The following is a 15,822-nucleotide window of genomic DNA, read 5'->3' as shown; positions in this document are numbered from 1 at the left end:
GGCTGCCGCCGGCGCCCTCCACTTTCTTCTTGGTTATCATCGGCCGCATCGATTGCGATGCCGGCGAGCGCGACGATACAAGGATTATGAAGCGTGAGATGTAGCGAAGAATTCAGATGCGCATGCGCGGCTTGCAGCCGTTCTATTTTGCGCGCTCGTTACACGGCAATGTGAGCGTCAGACCTCGAGCCATGCGTCAGACTTCAAGCCATTCCTGGCGCACGGCGGCATTGGCCTTGAGCTCGTCCGGCGTCCCCTCGAACACGACGCGGCCGTGACCCATGATGTAGACGCGCTTCGAGATCCGCATCGCGATCGAGAGCTTCTGCTCGACCAGCAGGATTGCGACGCCGGCCTGCGCGATGCGCGCAATGAGATCGCCGACCTGCTGCACGATGAGCGGGGCGAGACCCTCGGTCGGCTCGTCGATCATGATCAGGTCCGGATCGCCCATCAGCGTCCGGCAGGTGGTGAGCATCTGCTTTTCGCCGCCCGACAGCACGCCTGCGGCCGTATCGGCACGCGCGGCGAGATTGGGGAACATCTCGAGCATGTCCTCAAGCCGCCATTTGCCGGGGCGGCGCGTGTCCTTGACGCCGAGCAGGAGGTTTTGGCGAACCGTCAGGCTCGGGAAGATATCGCGATGCTCGGGCACATAGCCGAGGCCGAGGTGCGCGATCTTGTAGCTGGGAAGGCCGGCGATGTCCTTGCCCTTGAAGCGGATCGTGCCTTGCGGCGCGACCTCGCCCATGATCGCCTTGACCGTGGTCGAGCGGCCGACACCGTTGCGGCCGAGCAGGCTCACGACCTCGCCCGCGGCGACGTCAAGGTCGACGCCCTGGAGGATGTGGCTCTTGCCGTAATAGGCGTGGAGATCCCTGACCTCGAGCATCAATGCGCTTCCTCGCCGAGATAGGCTTCCTTGACCTTCGGATCGCGCCGGATCTCTTCCGGCGTGCCCGAGGCGATGATGTGGCCGTAGACCAGCACGGAGATGCGGTCGGCAAGGCCGAATACGACGCTCATGTCGTGCTCGACGATGACCAGGGTCTTGCCCTCGGTCAGTCGCCGGATCAGCGACACCGCGCGGTCGGTTTCGGCGTGGCTCATGCCGGCGGTCGGCTCGTCGAGCATGACGACCGTGGCCCCGCTCGCGATGGTGATGCCGATCTCGAGCTCGCGCTGCTCGGCATAGGTCAGAAGTCCCGCCGGAACATCGCGCCGATGGGTGAGATGGATGTCGTCCAGGATCTGGGCCGTGCGCTCGCGCACTTCCGGCAGGCTGTCGACGTTCTTCCAGAAGGCGTAGCGATGCCCCGTCGCCCACAGCACGGCACAGCGGACGTTCTCCCAGACCGACATGCGGGCGAACACGTTGGTGACCTGGAACGAGCGCGACAGGCCGCGCCGGTTGATCTCGAACGGCCGCAGGCCGGAGATCACATCGCCGTTCAGCTTCACCTCGCCCGAGGTCGGCTTGATGTGGCCGCTGATCAGATTGAACGTCGTGGATTTTCCGGCGCCGTTCGGGCCGATGACGGCGTGACGCTCGCCTTTCGCGACGCTGAGGTTGAGGTCGCGGATGATGCCGACATTGCCGAAGCGCTTTTCGACGGCGCGGACTTCGATGGCTGCGTTCTTTCCAGATACCGCTCCGCTCGTGCCAGATACCGCTCCGCTCATGCCAGATACCCCCGGTCACGGGCGACCGTCGCAGCCCTGTCCCACGCGTCCGCGATCCTCCGCCAGCTCAGCCGCGCGACGAACGCACCGCCGACGACGAGAACTGCTGCGGAAATCCACGTCACCGGGGACTTCGCATTGAAGGGAATGCCGAACAGGTTGATCGGGTCGCCGCCGGAATAGCGCGCGACCGTCTCGATGGTGAGGATGACGCCGCAGGCGAGCGCCAGGGTCGGCACAATAGCGACGAGATAGGACGGGATCACCGTCCACAGCGTTCCGGCGCGAACCAGCGGCCGGTGCATCATCAACAGGCCGGCGATACCGCCCGGCGCGAACATCACGATGCCGATGAAGATGATGCCGAAATAGAGCTGCCAGACGCTGGTGAGGCCTGTCAGCCCGAGCTGGAGATAGGTCACCAGGATCGCGCCGAGGATCGGCCCGAAGAAATAGGCGATGCCGCCGATGAAGGTGGAGAACAGCACCAGACCGGACTGGATCGCACCGAGCAGCGCGGAGTTCGCGATCTCGAAATTGATCGCGGTCAGGCCGCCGGCGACGCCCGCGAAGAACCCGGCAAAGCAATAAGCGAGATATCGAACGACGTGAGGATCGTAGCCGATGAACTGGACACGCTCGGGATTGTCGCGGACGGCATTGCTGATCCGTCCCAGGGGCGTCCGGGTCAGCGCGTACATCACGATGGCCGACAGCACCAGCCAGAACGCGATCAGATAATAGACCTGAAGCTGCGGCCCGAACGACCAGCCGAACATCTTGGGCAACGCCGTGCGATCCGTGGTGATGCCGGCCTCGCCGCCGAACACCGAGCGCAGGATCAGTGAGGACGACGCCACCAATTCGCCGATGCCGAGCGAGATCATCGCGAACACGGTGCCGGCGCGCTTGGTCATGACCCAGCCGATGATGACAGCGAAGACGAGACCACCGATCCCGCCGAACAGCGGAATGAACGGCAGCGGGATCGGCCAGCCGTGCGACACCACCGCATTCATCATGTGGCAGGCCGCGAAGCCGCCGAGGCCGTAATGCACGGCGTGACCGAACGACAGCAGTCCGGTCTGGCCGAGCAGGATGTTGTAGGACAGCGCGAAGACGATCGCGATGCCGATCAGGCTGAACGACGTCAGCGAGCCGCCGGAGGAGAAGATCAGCGGCAGGACGATCAGCGCTGCGATGCCGATCAGCCAGACGCCGTAGAAGCGCAGGCCGTCGCCGGCGGGCTTCGATGTCGAAATCGGTTTGGCGGTCATGACTCGCGCGTCCCCATCAGGCCCATGGGGCGAACGATCAGAATGAGCACCAGCAGCATATAGGGAACGATCGGCGCGACCTGCGCGATCGTGACGTTCCAGATGTCGGTGAGGACCGACGGTCCCGTCGACGGATCGAGCGGTCCGAACGCACTCGCCAGCGAGCCGTTCAGCGCCACCGCAAAGGTCTGCACCAGTCCGATGACGAGCGAGGCGATGAAAGCGCCGGGCAAGGAGCCGAGGCCACCGAACACGATGACGACGAACAGGATGGGCCCGAGTGCTGCGGCCATGTCCGACTGCGTCACCAGGGCCGGTCCGGCAATGACGCCGGCAATGCCGGCGAGCGCGCTGCCGACGCCGAACACCACCATGAACACGCGCCCGACATTGTGGCCGAGATGCCCGACCATGTGCGGATGCGTCAGCGCCGCCTGCACGATCAGGCCGACGCGGGTGCGCTTGAGCACGACCAGCAGCGCCACGAAGATCACGACCGACACGGCCAGCATGAAGATCTTGTAGGCGGGATAGTTGGTCGAGAAGATCGTGAAGGCCGGGAAGTCGAGCAGCGCCGGCACGCGATAGTCGACCGGGCTCTTGCCCCAGATCATCGACACGATTTCTTCGATCGCAAAAGCCAGACCGAAGGTCAGCAGCAATTCCGCGACATGGCCGTGCTTGTGGGTGTTGCGCAGGCCGTAGCGCTCCACCGCCATGCCGATGGCGCCGACCAGTAGCGGCGCCAGCACCAGCGCCGGCCAGAAGCCGATCCACTTGGTGAGCTGGAAGCCGAAGAAGGCGCCGAGCATGTAGAAGCTGGCATGCGCGAAGTTGAGCACGCCCATCATGCTGAAGATGACGGTCAGCCCGCTCGACAGCAGGAAGAGCAGCATGCCGAACAGCACGCCGTTCAGGGTCGAAATGACAATGAGTTCAAGCACAGCGCACTCGTCTCTGTCCGGGGCCTGATGGCCCCGGTGAACATCGCCCAATCAAGAATAGTCCGGCCACCGCCTTCCCGCGACCGATGTCGGCCGCGGGAAAACGACGGATGTCGTGATTACGGCCGCGCCATCTTGCAGGTCGTGGGGACCATGGCCTGCGCCGTGTCGACCTTGGAGACGAGGTGCCAGCCCCAGCCGGTGTTTTCCTCGTCGAAGGGCTCATTCTCGGTCAGCTTGCCGAAGGAGGAAATGTAGATCGGCTGAAGGAACTGGTGGTCGTCCTTGCGCATGATGCCGGTGCCGCCGTCCAGAACCTCGAACTTCAGGTCCTCGAGCGCCGCCGCCACCTTCACGGGGTCGATCGAGTTGGCCTTCTCGGCAGCCGCCTTGAACATGCGCATCTCGTTGACCGCACGCGGGTACCAGAGCGACAGATTGACCTTGGCGCGGAACGCCTTCTCGTAATCCATCGCAACCTTGTTGCCGGAATTCGCAAAGCCTTCGGTGATCTGGAAGACCTGATGATCGAGACCGGTCTGCTTGACGGCAGTGGGGCCGCCGGCGCCGCCGGCATAATAAGTGTACCAGTTGACCTTCAGGCCGGCGTCAGCGGCAGCCTTGAGCAGCAGAGCGAAGTCCTGGCCCCAGTTGCCGGTAACGACGCTGTCGGCGCCGGACGCCTTGATCTTGGCGATATAGGGCGAGAAATCGGTGACCTTCAGCAGCGGATGCAGCTCGTCGCCGACGATCTGGATGTCGGGCCGCTTGGCGCCGAGCATCTTGCGCGCGTCGGAGCGGACGGACTGACCGAACGAATAGTCCTGGTTGATCAGGTACACCTTTTTGATCGAGGCGGTGTCCTTCATGTAGTTGGTGAGCGCCTCCATCTTGATGTCGGAGCTCGCATCCCAGCGGAAATGCCAGTAGCTGCACTTCTCGTTGGTCAGGCTGGGATCGACGGCGGCGTAGTTGAAGTACAGCACTTCCTTGCCGGGATTGCGCGTGTTGTTCTTGGTGACGAAATCCGACAGCGCCGCGCCGACGGACGAGCCGTTGCCTTGCGTGATGTAGTGGACCCCGGCGTCGATCGCCTTCTGGGCCTGCACCAGGCTTTCCTGCGGATTGGTCTTGTTGTCGAGCGGCACGATCTCGATCTTGTGGCCGAGAATGCCGCCCTTGGCGTTGAGCTCGTCGGCCAGATACTGGAATGTCTTCAGACCACCCTCGCCGACGCTGGCACCACCGCCGGAGAGCGGATCGATGTAGCCGATCTTGAGGGTGTCCTCAGCCGACGCGGCATGACCGAGCATCGGGGCGATCACGGCAATGGCCAAAGTGAGCTTGCGCATTTTTTCGTTTCCTCGCTGGCTATCGACTTTAGTCGATGGGCTTTTTGCGCATGTTGCAGCGCAATTGCAGATCCCTAATGAGCAGAACGAACTTTGATTTTCAAGCTCGGCGAGACATGGCTCCGGCCATCGTTATGAAATGTGAAGGCGGCTACCCGTCTCGCCGGCAGCTTTCCGCGACGAGGAATAGAACGCAAGGGGAAACTGGCCTGCGCGGCGCCTGACGACGCAGGTGTCGCAGCCGTCTACAGGCTGCGATAGTTCGCGATTCCCGACAGGTCGGGCGTGAATCCGAGCCCCGGTTCCTCGCCGAGGACGATCGTACCATCCGTGACACTGGCAACGGCACCGCAGAACCGGTCGCGCAGCGGATTGTCGTTGGCATCGACCTCGAGCCAACCGTCGCCGCCGATGCCCGCCAGCAGATGCGCCGAGGCGAGCAGTCCGATGCCGCCGCCGAGATAATGCGGGCAGAACGTCTTGCCCGCCTTCAGAATGTCGCGCGCGACGCCAGCGCATGCGCTCAGTCCGCCCCATTTCGCGATGTCGGGCTGAACGACGCCGAGCACGTCTTCGGCCAGGACGTCCTTGAATCCCTCGACGCTCGAAATGTTCTCGCCCGCGGCAATCGGCATTTTCGCGGCTGCCCGCAGCCGGCGCCATTCCTCGCGCGGCCGGTCGGCGCGGATGGGCTCCTCCAGCCATCGCAGATCGAACGCGGCCAACCGCGGCACCATCTCCAGCGCCTGATCGACCGACCAGCCCTGATTGGCATCGGCAGCGAGCATGCCTGCACCGACGATCGCGCGCAGCGCGGCCAGATTGGCGAGGTCGGTCTCGGCACCGAAGCCGACCTTCAGCTTCAACGCACGATGGCCACGCGCGAGCGCGGCTTCGGCCGTCTGCGCGGCGCCGCCCGGATTGATGCCGCTGGCATAGACCTTGATCCTGCGCGACTGCCCACCGAGAAGCCGCCACAGCGGCAAGCGCCGCCGACGCGCGGAGAGGTCCCACAGCGCGAGATCGATGCCCGAAACAGCCTGCGCGAACGGACCGGGCTCGCCGCATTGAAGCGCCAGCACTTCGGTCCCCTTCGTCAGGACCTCGAAAGCCTGGGCGGGACTGTCGAACCTGCGCCCGACAAGCCCCGGAGCCAGCACTTCATTGACAAGCCGGGCGCGGTGCTCGGCGCCCGGTGCAGGAAAGTTGGACCAGGCTTCGCCCCACCCCTCGACACCGTCCTCGTCGAGCGCGCGAACGAAGACGGCCGGACGGTTGAGCATCTTGCCGAACGACGTCACCACCGGCGTCGCCAAGGGATAGCGATAGCAGAAGGCCTCGATCGAGCGGATGGTGAAGCTGTCAGTCATGTTGCAGATCCTGCGATCGAGTTGAGACCACGCGGGACCGTTACCATCTCAGTAGGCGCGCGCGAAGTCACCTTCCTGCTTGATATCAGCGAACACCGGGAAGCGCGCCTTCCACGGCGTGCCCTTGGCCGTGGTCAGTTGATTGAGCCGTTCCAGCACCCCGAGGCCATCCTTGCGCAGGCTGGCCGACACCGCTGCGCGGTCCGGAAAGTTCTTCAGGACGGCATCCAGCCAGATGGTACGGCCCGCCAGGAAACCGCTTGCGCCTGCGGCATAGGAGTAGTCGAGCACGCGCTCGAACTTTTCAGGCGCAGCGCCGCCCGACAGCAACACCCAGGGGATGCTGCGTTCGCGGCAGATATCACCGATCGCATCGAACTCCTTCTGCGCCGCCTTTGCTTCCGTGCTGCCGTCACGCGCCGGCAGGCTGTTGGCTGCAAGCGGGCTCTCCAGCTTGAGAAGATCGACGCCGTATTCAGGCTTTGCGAATTCACGCACGCTGTCGATGACGAGGCCCGGGAGCTTGCCGGGCGATTCCACGTAATCGGCCGTGTGATTGGCGCTGCCGAGGAACGGGTAGACCAGCAACTCGAGCACGTACGGGATATCGTGACGGGCGCAGTCTTCGCCGATTTCGCGCACGAAACGCTTCTGGTGCTCGTTCACCGCGGCATCGGCGTCCGGCCGGTACCAGGCCAGCACCTTGACGGCGTCGCCGCCCATGGCGCGGATCTTCTCCACGCTCCAATTGGTGATCGCGCGCGACTTGCGGCCGCCCGCGGTTTCCTCAACGCGGTGCTCTTCCAGCGTCATGATCAGACCGCAGCGCGGCGGCAGCAGGTCGATCGCGGCAGGCACTGCGAAGTTCGGGTCGAACAGCATCGAGCTGCAATGCGGCGCGAGGTTCTCGACCAAGAGACGCTTGGCCGCCGTGACGTCGGAATATTCGACCTGGTCCCGCGTGATCCCCTTTGCCTTCGCAATGGCATCGAACAATGGCGGCCGCTGATCCAGCGCGACCATGCGAAAATGGCCATCCGCGTCAGCAAGCCGTGCCAGGCCGCGGTTCTTTCCAATCGTTCTCATGGCTTCGTCCTCATGAATACAAGACACTCGTTGATATCGGGGATTCCGTTCCGGCCGCCGGCGTGGCGGCATTTCATGGCGGCCGTCGCCGCCGAAAACGCCATGGCGGCGCGCACATCGAGGCCGGCGCCGATCGCGAGCGCATAGGCGCCGTGGAAGACGTCGCCCGCGCCCGTGGTGTCGACGACGTCGACGGCGTAGGCGGCCTGCCGGTGCAGCTGGCCGTTCTCGTACCAGCTCACGCCGCCCTCGCCGCGCGTAACGGCGATGACGCGGCAGCCGAAGCGCGCAAGGGCTGCGAGAGATCTATCTTCGGCCGAGCCGGCAAAGGCGGCGAGCGCGGGCTCGGAGAAGATGGCGTGATCGGCTAAGGGCAGCAGCCGCTCGAATACCTCAGCATCGGCCATGTCGCCGTCGAGCACCGTCGGAATGCCGCGCGATCGCGCTTCCCGAAACAACGTCGCGGCGCCTTCGACCCAGCGCGGATCAGCCAGCACGGAGGACGCGCGCGCTACGGCTTCGAGCGGAAGCCAGTCTGCGGTCTCTGGGTAAAGGCCACGGAAATTCACGATCTGCCGCTCGCCGCTGCTATCGACGATGATCCCGGAGACCGACGAGCGGCCATCGGGGAACAGCCGGAAATTCTCGACATCGACGCCTTCAGCGGTGAAGGCCGATTTCATCTCATGGCCCGCGGCATCATTCCCTGCCCGCCCCCAGAACGCGACGGATGCGCCGAGCTTTGCCACCGCAACAGAAGCGTTGGCGGCCATGCCGCCGCCGAGCGTGCCGTACTCGACCGCCTTGATCTTCTCGCTTCCACCCGCGAACGGCCGATCGACGCGCCAGACCTGGTCGAGCGCGGACAGGCCGAGGCAGATCACGTGCACGGGCTTCGTGCCGGACGCGAGGTCCGCCAGCGCCGAGAGATCGCCGATGTTTGCCGACGCACTCACCGCAAGACCTGTCCGTTGGATGCAGCGAACAAATGCGTCTTGCCCGACTGTGGGCGCAGATTGATGCGATCACCAACCTTCGGCCGCAGCGCCGGATCGACCCGCGCGATGGCGGAGCCGCCGGCGAGATCGAAATGGATCAGCGTGTCCGAGCCGAGCGGCTCGACCAGCCTGACGTTGATCGCGATGCCATCAGCGGCATCCGCAGCCACAGCAAAATGTTCGGGGCGAATGCCCAGCACGGCGTTGCCGGCCTTGCTCAGGCAGCCAGCGGTCTCGCCGTCCAGCGGCACCACCGTTCCGCCTTGCGACAGGATCGCGCGCTCCTGACGCCATTCGACCGGGAAGAAATTCATCGCGGGCGAGCCGATGAAGCCGGCGACGAACTGGTTGGCGGGCCGCTCGTAAACCGTCTCCGGTGTATCGTATTGCTGGATCGTGCCGCTCTGGAGCACGACGATCCGGTCGGCCATGGTCATGGCCTCGATCTGGTCATGTGTCACGAAGACCATGGTGGTCTTCAGCTCCTGCGACAGCGCCTTGATCTCCGCCCGCACCTGCCCGCGCAGCTTCGCATCGAGATTGGAGAGCGGCTCGTCGAACAAAAAGGCCTTGGGATTGCGCACGATGGCGCGGCCCATGGCGACGCGTTGGCGCTGGCCGCCGGACAACTCCTTCGGCTTGCGGTCGAGATAGGGCTCGATGTGCAGCAGTGCGGCCGCACGCCTCACGCGGGCGTCGATCTCGGCCTTCGGTGTGCCTCTCAGCTCCAGCGCAAACGACATGTTGTCGTAGACCCGCATGTGCGGGTAGAGCGCGTAATCCTGGAACACCATCGCGATATCGCGTTGCGCAGCCTGGACGCCGTTGACGCGCCTGTCGCCGATGTAGAGATCGCCCGACGAAATCGGCTCGAGGCCCGCGATGATCCGCAGCAAGGTCGACTTGCCGCAGCCGGACGGGCCGACGAACACGACGAATTCGTGGTCCGCGATCTCCAGATTGAGATCGGGGATCACGGTGAAATTGCCGTAGCGCTTGGTGAGGTTGCGGATCGAGATCGAAGCCATGATCGCTCAGTCCAGTGCCAGCACGGGCTTGATCAGCTCGCCCTTGGCGAAGCGGGCGAAATTCTCTGGCAGAGCCGACAGGCCGAACTCGCCATCGACCAGGACGCGGTACTCGTCCTTGTATTTGCGCAGCAGCTCGACATTCGGCTCGAAATCCGAGACCGGGAAATAGAAGGTCCGGATCATGTAAAAGTCCTTGCGGCGGAAGACCTTGCCTTCCTCGATGGTCCAGGGCGCGGCGTTCTCGCCGACCAGCACCAGCGCACCGCGCGGCAGGACCAGCTCGATGCCGAGGTTGCGCGCCGCATGGGCGCCGGAGCATTCCATGATGAGGGCGAAGCGCTTCGAGGTATCTCCGACCGGGTGCGCCTTTGCGCCAAAAGACTGTGCGATCTTCAGCCGTGCCGCGTTGGGATCGGCAACGTGGATGTCGTCGTAGCCGAGCGCGCGGAGCGCCAGCACGACGCCAAGGCCGACAGGCCCCGCGCCCATGACGAGAACTGGACCGGCCTCGCTCGGCGGCACCACGCGGCTGACAAAGCGGACGGCGTGGCCTGAGGTGCCGATGGTGTCGAGCAGCAGCGGCGCAAGGCTGTCCTCGATATCATCAGGCACCGGCAGCAGGCAGTTTTCCGGCACCGGCACATATTCGGCATAGCCGCCGGGCCTGTTCCAACCGATCAGGCTGGAGACTTCCAGGCACATCTGGGTATCGCCGCGCTTGCAAGCGGGGCAGTGGCCGCAGTGCAAGGGGATATAGACGGCGCAGCGGCGGCCATGCAGGCGATGACCGGGCTGTTCGACGACACCAAAGATCTCATGGCCGGCGGTGAACTCGGCGCCCTTGTGCCAGAGCTTGAAGTCGGAGCCGCACAGCGCGGTGCGCGAGACGCGGACGAGCACTTCACTTGGGCCGACATCGGGCATCGCGACGCGCTCGATGGTGATGCGGTCATTGCCGTGGAAGACCGCGGCCTGCATGATCGAGTTCGGACGGGGCGACACGTTCATTTCGATACCTAGCCTTTCACCGCACCGAGCGTCAGTCCGGACACCAGCCAGCGCTGAACCAGGGCCGCCAGCACCAGCGGCGGCAACGCGATCAGCGTCGCCGCAGCCATGAGAGCGCCCCATTGCGTTGAGCCCTCACCGATGAAGTTGAAGGCCGCCGCGATCAGCGTCTTGGTGTCGCCGTTGGAGAGCACCAGCGCAAACAGGAAGTAGTTCCACGAAAACACGAAGGCGAGGATCGCCGAGACGGCGACGCCTGATGCCACCAGCGGCAGCGCGATGCGCCAGAGGATGCGCGTGACGCTGCACCCATCCACCTGCGCCGCCTCGAACACGCTGCGCGGAATGCCGTCGAAGGACGGCAGCAAAACCCAGATCACGATCGGCAGCGTGATGACGGCATGGCTGAGGATCAGCGCGGTGTAGGAGCCGATCATGCCGACCTGCCGGAACATCACGTACCACGGCAGCAGGAACAACGTGCCGGGCGCCATGCGCGCGGCGAGGGTCAGGATGGCCGGCCACGAAATCCGCGTCCAGGAGACGGCGAAGGCAGCAGGAATTCCAAACAGCAGACCGAGTGCGGTCGAGCCAACGGTGACGATGAGACTGTTGAGCGCGTAGCTGAGGAACGGTGTGGTCCTGGTCAGCTCGACATAGTTTTCCAGCGTCGGCGAGAAGCTCAGCGTCGGCGGATAGGCGGTGACCTCGAACGACGGCTTGAACGAGGACAGCACCATCCAGACCGTCGGCGCCATGATGAGCACGCCGGCGAGCAGGAGCTGCACCGTGTTGAGCCAGCGGATCCAGCGGTCGGTGTTGGCGGCATCGTTCATGACATCACCAGGCCACTGCGCCGCGCAAGCGGTTGAAGGCGAGCACGGCGCCGAACACGATCGCCGTCAGCGTCAGCATCAGGGCGCTGGCATAGCCGATGTTGAAGAATTCGAAGCCGACCCTGAAGCCGTAGATGTTGAGCGTGTTCGAGGCGTTGCCCGGGCCGCCCTGGGTCGTGATGTAAATGATGTCGAAGAAGCGCAGCAGATCGACGCTCCGCAGGATCGCCGCGGTGACGATGGTCGGTAGCAGCAGCGGCAGCGTGATGCGCTGGAAAGTCCTGAATGGAGACGCGCCGTCGATCTGCGCCGCCTCGTAGACGCTCGGCGGCAGGGATTGCAGGCCGCCCAGCACGATCAGGGCGACATAAGGCGTCCACTGCCAGCTGTCGATCAGAGCCACGGTCGGAATGACCCAGGTCGGCGAGGCCAGCCAGTCCGACGGCGGCAGGCCGAACGACTGAAGGATATAGTTGGCAGCACCGAGCGACGGATCGAGGATCACCAGCCACATCATACCCGCCACCACCGGCGGCATCATGAAGGGCGAGATGAACAGCGAGCGCACGATGCCTGGCAGCCGCTTGGCGTGGAACAGCACCAGCGCCAGCCAGACGCCGAAGACGAGCTGCAGCACCAAGGACAGCACGAACAGCGCAATGGTGATCCACAGCCCGTGCCAGAATTCGTAATCGGAGATCAGCTTCGAATAATTGGCGAGGCCCGCGAAAGACTGCTTGCCGGTCGAGGAGAAGGTCTGGAAGCCGAGCCAGATCGTATAGACGACCGGAAACGCGATCATCGCGACCGTGAAGACCACGGCCGGCGCCGAGAGCGCCGCCATCTCCAGCTTCTGCCGGTCCTGCGTGAGTGTCGCAGCCGTATCAGACATGCGTTCGTGTCCTCGATCGAGTTGGGTGCCGGCAGGCAGCAAGCCTGCCGGAATGAGGCCGTTAGTTCAGCGCGATCAGCGCATCCAGCGCCTTGTCGGCATCCGCGCAGGCCTGATCGACGGTCTTCTGCTTCAGGATCAGATCCTGTACCGCCTGCCCGATGAACTCGCGCGATTGCGGATTGGCGACGATGGGATAGCCGACCTCGGAGGAGCCCTTCGTTGCGAGCACGTCGAGCGCGGCCTGCCATTCCTTGCGGACCGGCTCCTCGTCGATCCACTTGCGATATTCGGGATCCTTGGCGACCGACGGACGCGGCGGGGCAATGCCCTGAAGCGCCATCTTCTTCTGCACCTCTGGGCTGGTCGCCCATTGCACGAAGTACCAAGCCGCATCCGGCTGCTTGCTGTGCGAGGACACTGCCATGCCCCAGCCGATCGTGGTCGGCACCTGGCCGGCATCGCCCGCCGGGAACGGCAGCAGGCCGGTGTCCTTCAGGCGCGCGCCGCCTTCCATCACCGTGCGCAACTCATTCGACGACTCAAACGCCATCGCGGCGCGGCCGCTGCGGTAGAGCGCCGAAATCTGCTGGAAGCTGTAGTTGACGACGCCAGGCGGTCCGAAATCGCGCAGCAGCCGGCTATAGGTGTCGAGCGCTTCCTTGCCCTTGGCCGAGCAGAGGTTCGACTTGCCGTTTGCGACATAGCTGCCGCCGATATTGTGCAGCATGTTGCTGAAGGTATAGGCAATCGCGGGCTTGAGGCCGCGCGAGACGAACGGCGTCACGGTGCTGTCGCAGCTCTTGATCTTCTCGGCAGCGGCCTCGACGTCCTTGATCGTCTTCGGCGCCTCGAGACCGCACTTTTTGAAGATGTCGGTGCGGTAATAGAAGATCGGGCCTTCGATGTTCATGGGCATGCTGGTCAGCTTGCCGCCGAAGGTCGCGGCCTTCAGCAGGGCCTGGCTCAACCCGTTGGAGTCGTATTCCCTGGCCACCTCGTTCTTGGCCATCGCGGTGAGATCGCCGTACCAGCCGGCGGCGGCGAACTGCTCGCCCTCGCGCGAGGGCAGCGTCATGAACACGTCCACCTCGTCGCTGTTCGCATTCATGACGGTCACCAGACGCTGGCGCATCTGCTGTTCCTGATAGCCGTCGACCTTGAGGGTCATGCCGGTCAGCTTCTCGAAATCGGCCTTGTAAGTCAGCAGCGCCTGCGACACCGGATTGTTGTTGGCGAGAAAGGTGACGGTCTTGCCCTTGAACTTCATCCAGTCGAAATCGGCGGCGTGCGCCTGCGCGGTCGCCGCAGCAATCGCGAGAACGGGCAACGCGACGTGGGTCGCGAGCATCCTGGCCTTCATCGAACTCTCCTCCCGGCTGGCCGCCTTAAGCTGGCGGACCATTTTGAACACGTTTGAGCAGCGCTTGAAAACGGTTACAAAATAGACCTCGCATTCGCCGTGTCAAGCGATGGACAAGCCGCACAATCTGCGGCAGATTTGCGACATTGCCGCTACCATGCGGTTCGCTATGCCCGATGTAACGTTACATTCATGAGACTGACCAACGCCAAGTCTGTGAAACAGGGCATCCGCGCCGTGGCGGCCCGCGCCGGCGTCTCGACGGCATCGGTCTCGCGCGCCCTCAACAACCCCGACGCGGTGAGCCCTTCCTTACGGGCGCGCATCGAGCAGGCCATCGACGCGCTCGGCTACATCCCGCACGCGCCGGCGCGCATCCTGTCGTCACGACGCTCGCGCACGCTTGGCGCAATCGTACCGACGATCGACAACACGATGTTCGCACGCGGCATCGCCTCGCTGCAGCAATATCTGTCGTCGGTCGGATACATGCTGTTTCTCACAACGAGCGGCTACGATCTCGACGTCGAATTGCAGCAGGCGCGCAATCTGATCAGCCGCGGTGTCGACGGCCTGGTGCTGCGCGGCGATTGCCATCACGACGGATTACGCAAGCTGCTGGCGGACAATGCCGTACCGTTCATCAATGTCGGCATCTACCAGCCCGACCGGCCCTATCCTTGCGTCGGCACCGACAACGAAGCCGCCGCCCATCGCGCCGCCGCGCATGTCATCGAGCTCGGCCACCGCCGCATCGGGATCGTCTCGGCGCTCCAGCGCAACAACGACCGCGCCAGCGCCCGCGTCGCCGGCTTTCGCCGCGCGCTGACGGAGAACGGGCTCGAATTGCCTTCGCAATGGCATGTCGAGGTGCCCTATACGCTGGACGACGCGCGCGAGGCGGCGCGCTATCTCCTAGGCCTCGAGGACCGCCCGACAGCCGTGGTGTGCGGCAACGACGTCATCGCCTATGGCGTGCTGCTCGAAGCCGAGCGCAGCGGTTTTTCGGTGCCGCGTGACCTCTCGGTGGTCGGCTTCGACGACCTCGACTGGAGCCGGCATTTGCGGCCGAGCCTGACCACGATCCACGTACCGACCGGAGAAACCTGGCAGCGCGCCGGTGAATATCTGGTGCGCAGCCTCGCCGGCGAGCAGACCATCATGCATCGCGAGATCGACTTCTCGCTAGTCGTCCGCGAGTCGACGGCTGCGCCTCCGAAATCCCTGAAGTGAGACACTCCCGATGAATCCGAACTTTTCCCTCGCCCCCGGCTTCCATGCCGTCGTGATCGGCGGCGCCGGCGACATTGGTGCCGCCATCAGCAATCAATTCTGCGATCTGGGTGCGACGGTGTCTGCAACGGGCGCGAACGAGGCCGATCTTGCCCGCACCCTCCTCAAACCGCGCGCGGGCCTCACGCTCGCAACGCTCGATGTCACCGATGACGAAGCCGTCACGTCCTTCGCCCGGAAGCACAAGCGCGTCGACGCGCTGATCAATTGCGCCGGCATTCTCGCGCGCGACAAGGAATTTGAGATCGAGACCTTCATGAAGGTGCTCGACGTCAATCTCACCGGCACGTTCCGCACCTGCATGGCCTTTCACTCCCTGCTCGCGGAGCAGACGGGATCGATCGTCAACATCGCTTCGATGAACGCGACGCTGGCGCTGCCGCGGATTCCCGCCTATTGCGCCAGCAAGGGTGGTGTCGTGATGCTGACCAAGGCGCTGGCTTTGAAGTGGGCCGAAGAAGGCATCCGCGTCAACGCGGTCGCGCCCGGCTATATCGAAACCGCGATCAACGCCGCCGGCCGCAGCGACCTTGCGCATTATCAGCGCATCGCCGATCGCACCGCCTTCAAGCGCTGGGGACAGCCGGAGGACATTGCCGGCGCCGTTGCCTTCCTCTGCATGCCGGCTTCGCAATATGCGACCGGCACCGTCGTTGCCGTGGATGGCGGCTTTCTGGCGGGGTAGCGCG

Annotated in this window: 15 protein-coding genes; 2 read left to right on the top strand and 13 right to left on the bottom strand. The window is 64.3% G+C overall.

Translation table 11 applies throughout. The features are described 5' to 3' along the window. Positions 1 to 196 precede the first annotated feature (196 nt). The 13 genes from AB7535_RS01485 to AB7535_RS01425 form a co-directional block, all read right to left on the bottom strand. Positions 197 to 892 (bottom strand): ABC transporter ATP-binding protein, encoded by a 696-nt coding sequence (locus AB7535_RS01485; RefSeq protein WP_063985355.1) that lies wholly within the window; start codon positions 890 to 892, stop codon positions 197 to 199. Continuing rightward, on the bottom strand, positions 892 to 1,683 hold the full coding sequence (locus tag AB7535_RS01480) for an ABC transporter ATP-binding protein (protein WP_085403260.1): 792 nt from the start codon (positions 1,681 to 1,683) through the stop codon (positions 892 to 894). The genes AB7535_RS01485 and AB7535_RS01480 overlap by 1 nt, the downstream gene beginning before the upstream one ends. Continuing rightward, complete coding sequence (locus tag AB7535_RS01475; RefSeq protein ID WP_135215553.1) at positions 1,680 to 2,960, bottom strand: branched-chain amino acid ABC transporter permease; 1,281 nt, start codon at positions 2,958 to 2,960, stop codon at positions 1,680 to 1,682. Before AB7535_RS01475 ends, AB7535_RS01480 begins: the two co-directional genes overlap by 4 nt. Then, entirely contained in the window at positions 2,957 to 3,904 is a 948-nt protein-coding gene (locus AB7535_RS01470; protein WP_038936438.1) for a branched-chain amino acid ABC transporter permease, read from the bottom strand. Before AB7535_RS01470 ends, AB7535_RS01475 begins: the two co-directional genes overlap by 4 nt. A 119-nt stretch (positions 3,905 to 4,023) precedes the next feature. Beyond that, entirely contained in the window at positions 4,024 to 5,256 is a 1,233-nt protein-coding gene (locus AB7535_RS01465; RefSeq protein WP_085403258.1) for a branched-chain amino acid ABC transporter substrate-binding protein, read from the bottom strand. 245 nt (positions 5,257 to 5,501) lie between these two features. Then, positions 5,502 to 6,626, bottom strand: a complete 1,125-nt coding sequence (locus AB7535_RS01460; RefSeq protein ID WP_085403257.1) for a mandelate racemase/muconate lactonizing enzyme family protein — start codon at positions 6,624 to 6,626, stop codon at positions 5,502 to 5,504. Positions 6,627 to 6,674: 48 nt separating this feature from the next. Then, positions 6,675 to 7,712 (bottom strand): tagatose 1,6-diphosphate aldolase, encoded by a 1,038-nt coding sequence (locus tag AB7535_RS01455; protein ID WP_085403256.1) that lies wholly within the window; start codon positions 7,710 to 7,712, stop codon positions 6,675 to 6,677. Beyond that, positions 7,709 to 8,668 (bottom strand): sugar kinase, encoded by a 960-nt coding sequence (locus tag AB7535_RS01450; protein ID WP_085403255.1) that lies wholly within the window; start codon positions 8,666 to 8,668, stop codon positions 7,709 to 7,711. The genes AB7535_RS01455 and AB7535_RS01450 overlap by 4 nt, the downstream gene beginning before the upstream one ends. Further along, positions 8,665 to 9,738: an ABC transporter ATP-binding protein gene (locus tag AB7535_RS01445; RefSeq protein ID WP_085403254.1), complete on the bottom strand. Its 1,074-nt coding sequence runs from the start codon at positions 9,736 to 9,738 to the stop codon at positions 8,665 to 8,667. The genes AB7535_RS01450 and AB7535_RS01445 overlap by 4 nt, the downstream gene beginning before the upstream one ends. A 6-nt stretch (positions 9,739 to 9,744) precedes the next feature. After that, positions 9,745 to 10,749: a zinc-dependent alcohol dehydrogenase family protein gene (locus AB7535_RS01440; protein WP_085403253.1), complete on the bottom strand. Its 1,005-nt coding sequence runs from the start codon at positions 10,747 to 10,749 to the stop codon at positions 9,745 to 9,747. 8 nt (positions 10,750 to 10,757) lie between these two features. Then, the gene (locus AB7535_RS01435) at positions 10,758 to 11,585 is read right to left on the bottom strand and encodes a carbohydrate ABC transporter permease (protein WP_085403252.1); all 828 of its coding nucleotides are present in this window, start codon (positions 11,583 to 11,585) and stop codon (positions 10,758 to 10,760) included. A gap of 4 nt (positions 11,586 to 11,589) precedes the next feature. Then, a complete protein-coding gene (locus AB7535_RS01430) occupies positions 11,590 to 12,477 on the bottom strand; it encodes a carbohydrate ABC transporter permease (protein ID WP_063986668.1) in 888 nt (295 codons plus the stop codon). Between the two features lie 61 nt (positions 12,478 to 12,538). Beyond that, positions 12,539 to 13,840: an ABC transporter substrate-binding protein gene (locus tag AB7535_RS01425; RefSeq protein WP_085403323.1), complete on the bottom strand. Its 1,302-nt coding sequence runs from the start codon at positions 13,838 to 13,840 to the stop codon at positions 12,539 to 12,541. 192 nt (positions 13,841 to 14,032) lie between these two features. Here AB7535_RS01425 and AB7535_RS01420 point away from each other — a divergent pair, with 192 nt between their 5' ends. Next, positions 14,033 to 15,073, top strand: a complete 1,041-nt coding sequence (locus tag AB7535_RS01420) for a LacI family DNA-binding transcriptional regulator (protein WP_063985365.1) — start codon at positions 14,033 to 14,035, stop codon at positions 15,071 to 15,073. A gap of 10 nt (positions 15,074 to 15,083) precedes the next feature. Beyond that, on the top strand, positions 15,084 to 15,818 hold the full coding sequence (locus AB7535_RS01415) for an SDR family NAD(P)-dependent oxidoreductase (RefSeq protein WP_085403251.1): 735 nt from the start codon (positions 15,084 to 15,086) through the stop codon (positions 15,816 to 15,818). The last annotated feature ends 4 nt before the right edge of the window (positions 15,819 to 15,822 follow it).

Source organism: Bradyrhizobium sp. 956_D2_N1_4 (assembly GCF_052076025.1).
Lineage (GTDB): Bacteria > Pseudomonadota > Alphaproteobacteria > Rhizobiales > Xanthobacteraceae > Bradyrhizobium > Bradyrhizobium barranii.
Note: the sequence above shows the minus strand (reverse complement) of the source record. Positions and strands in the feature narration are given on the sequence as shown.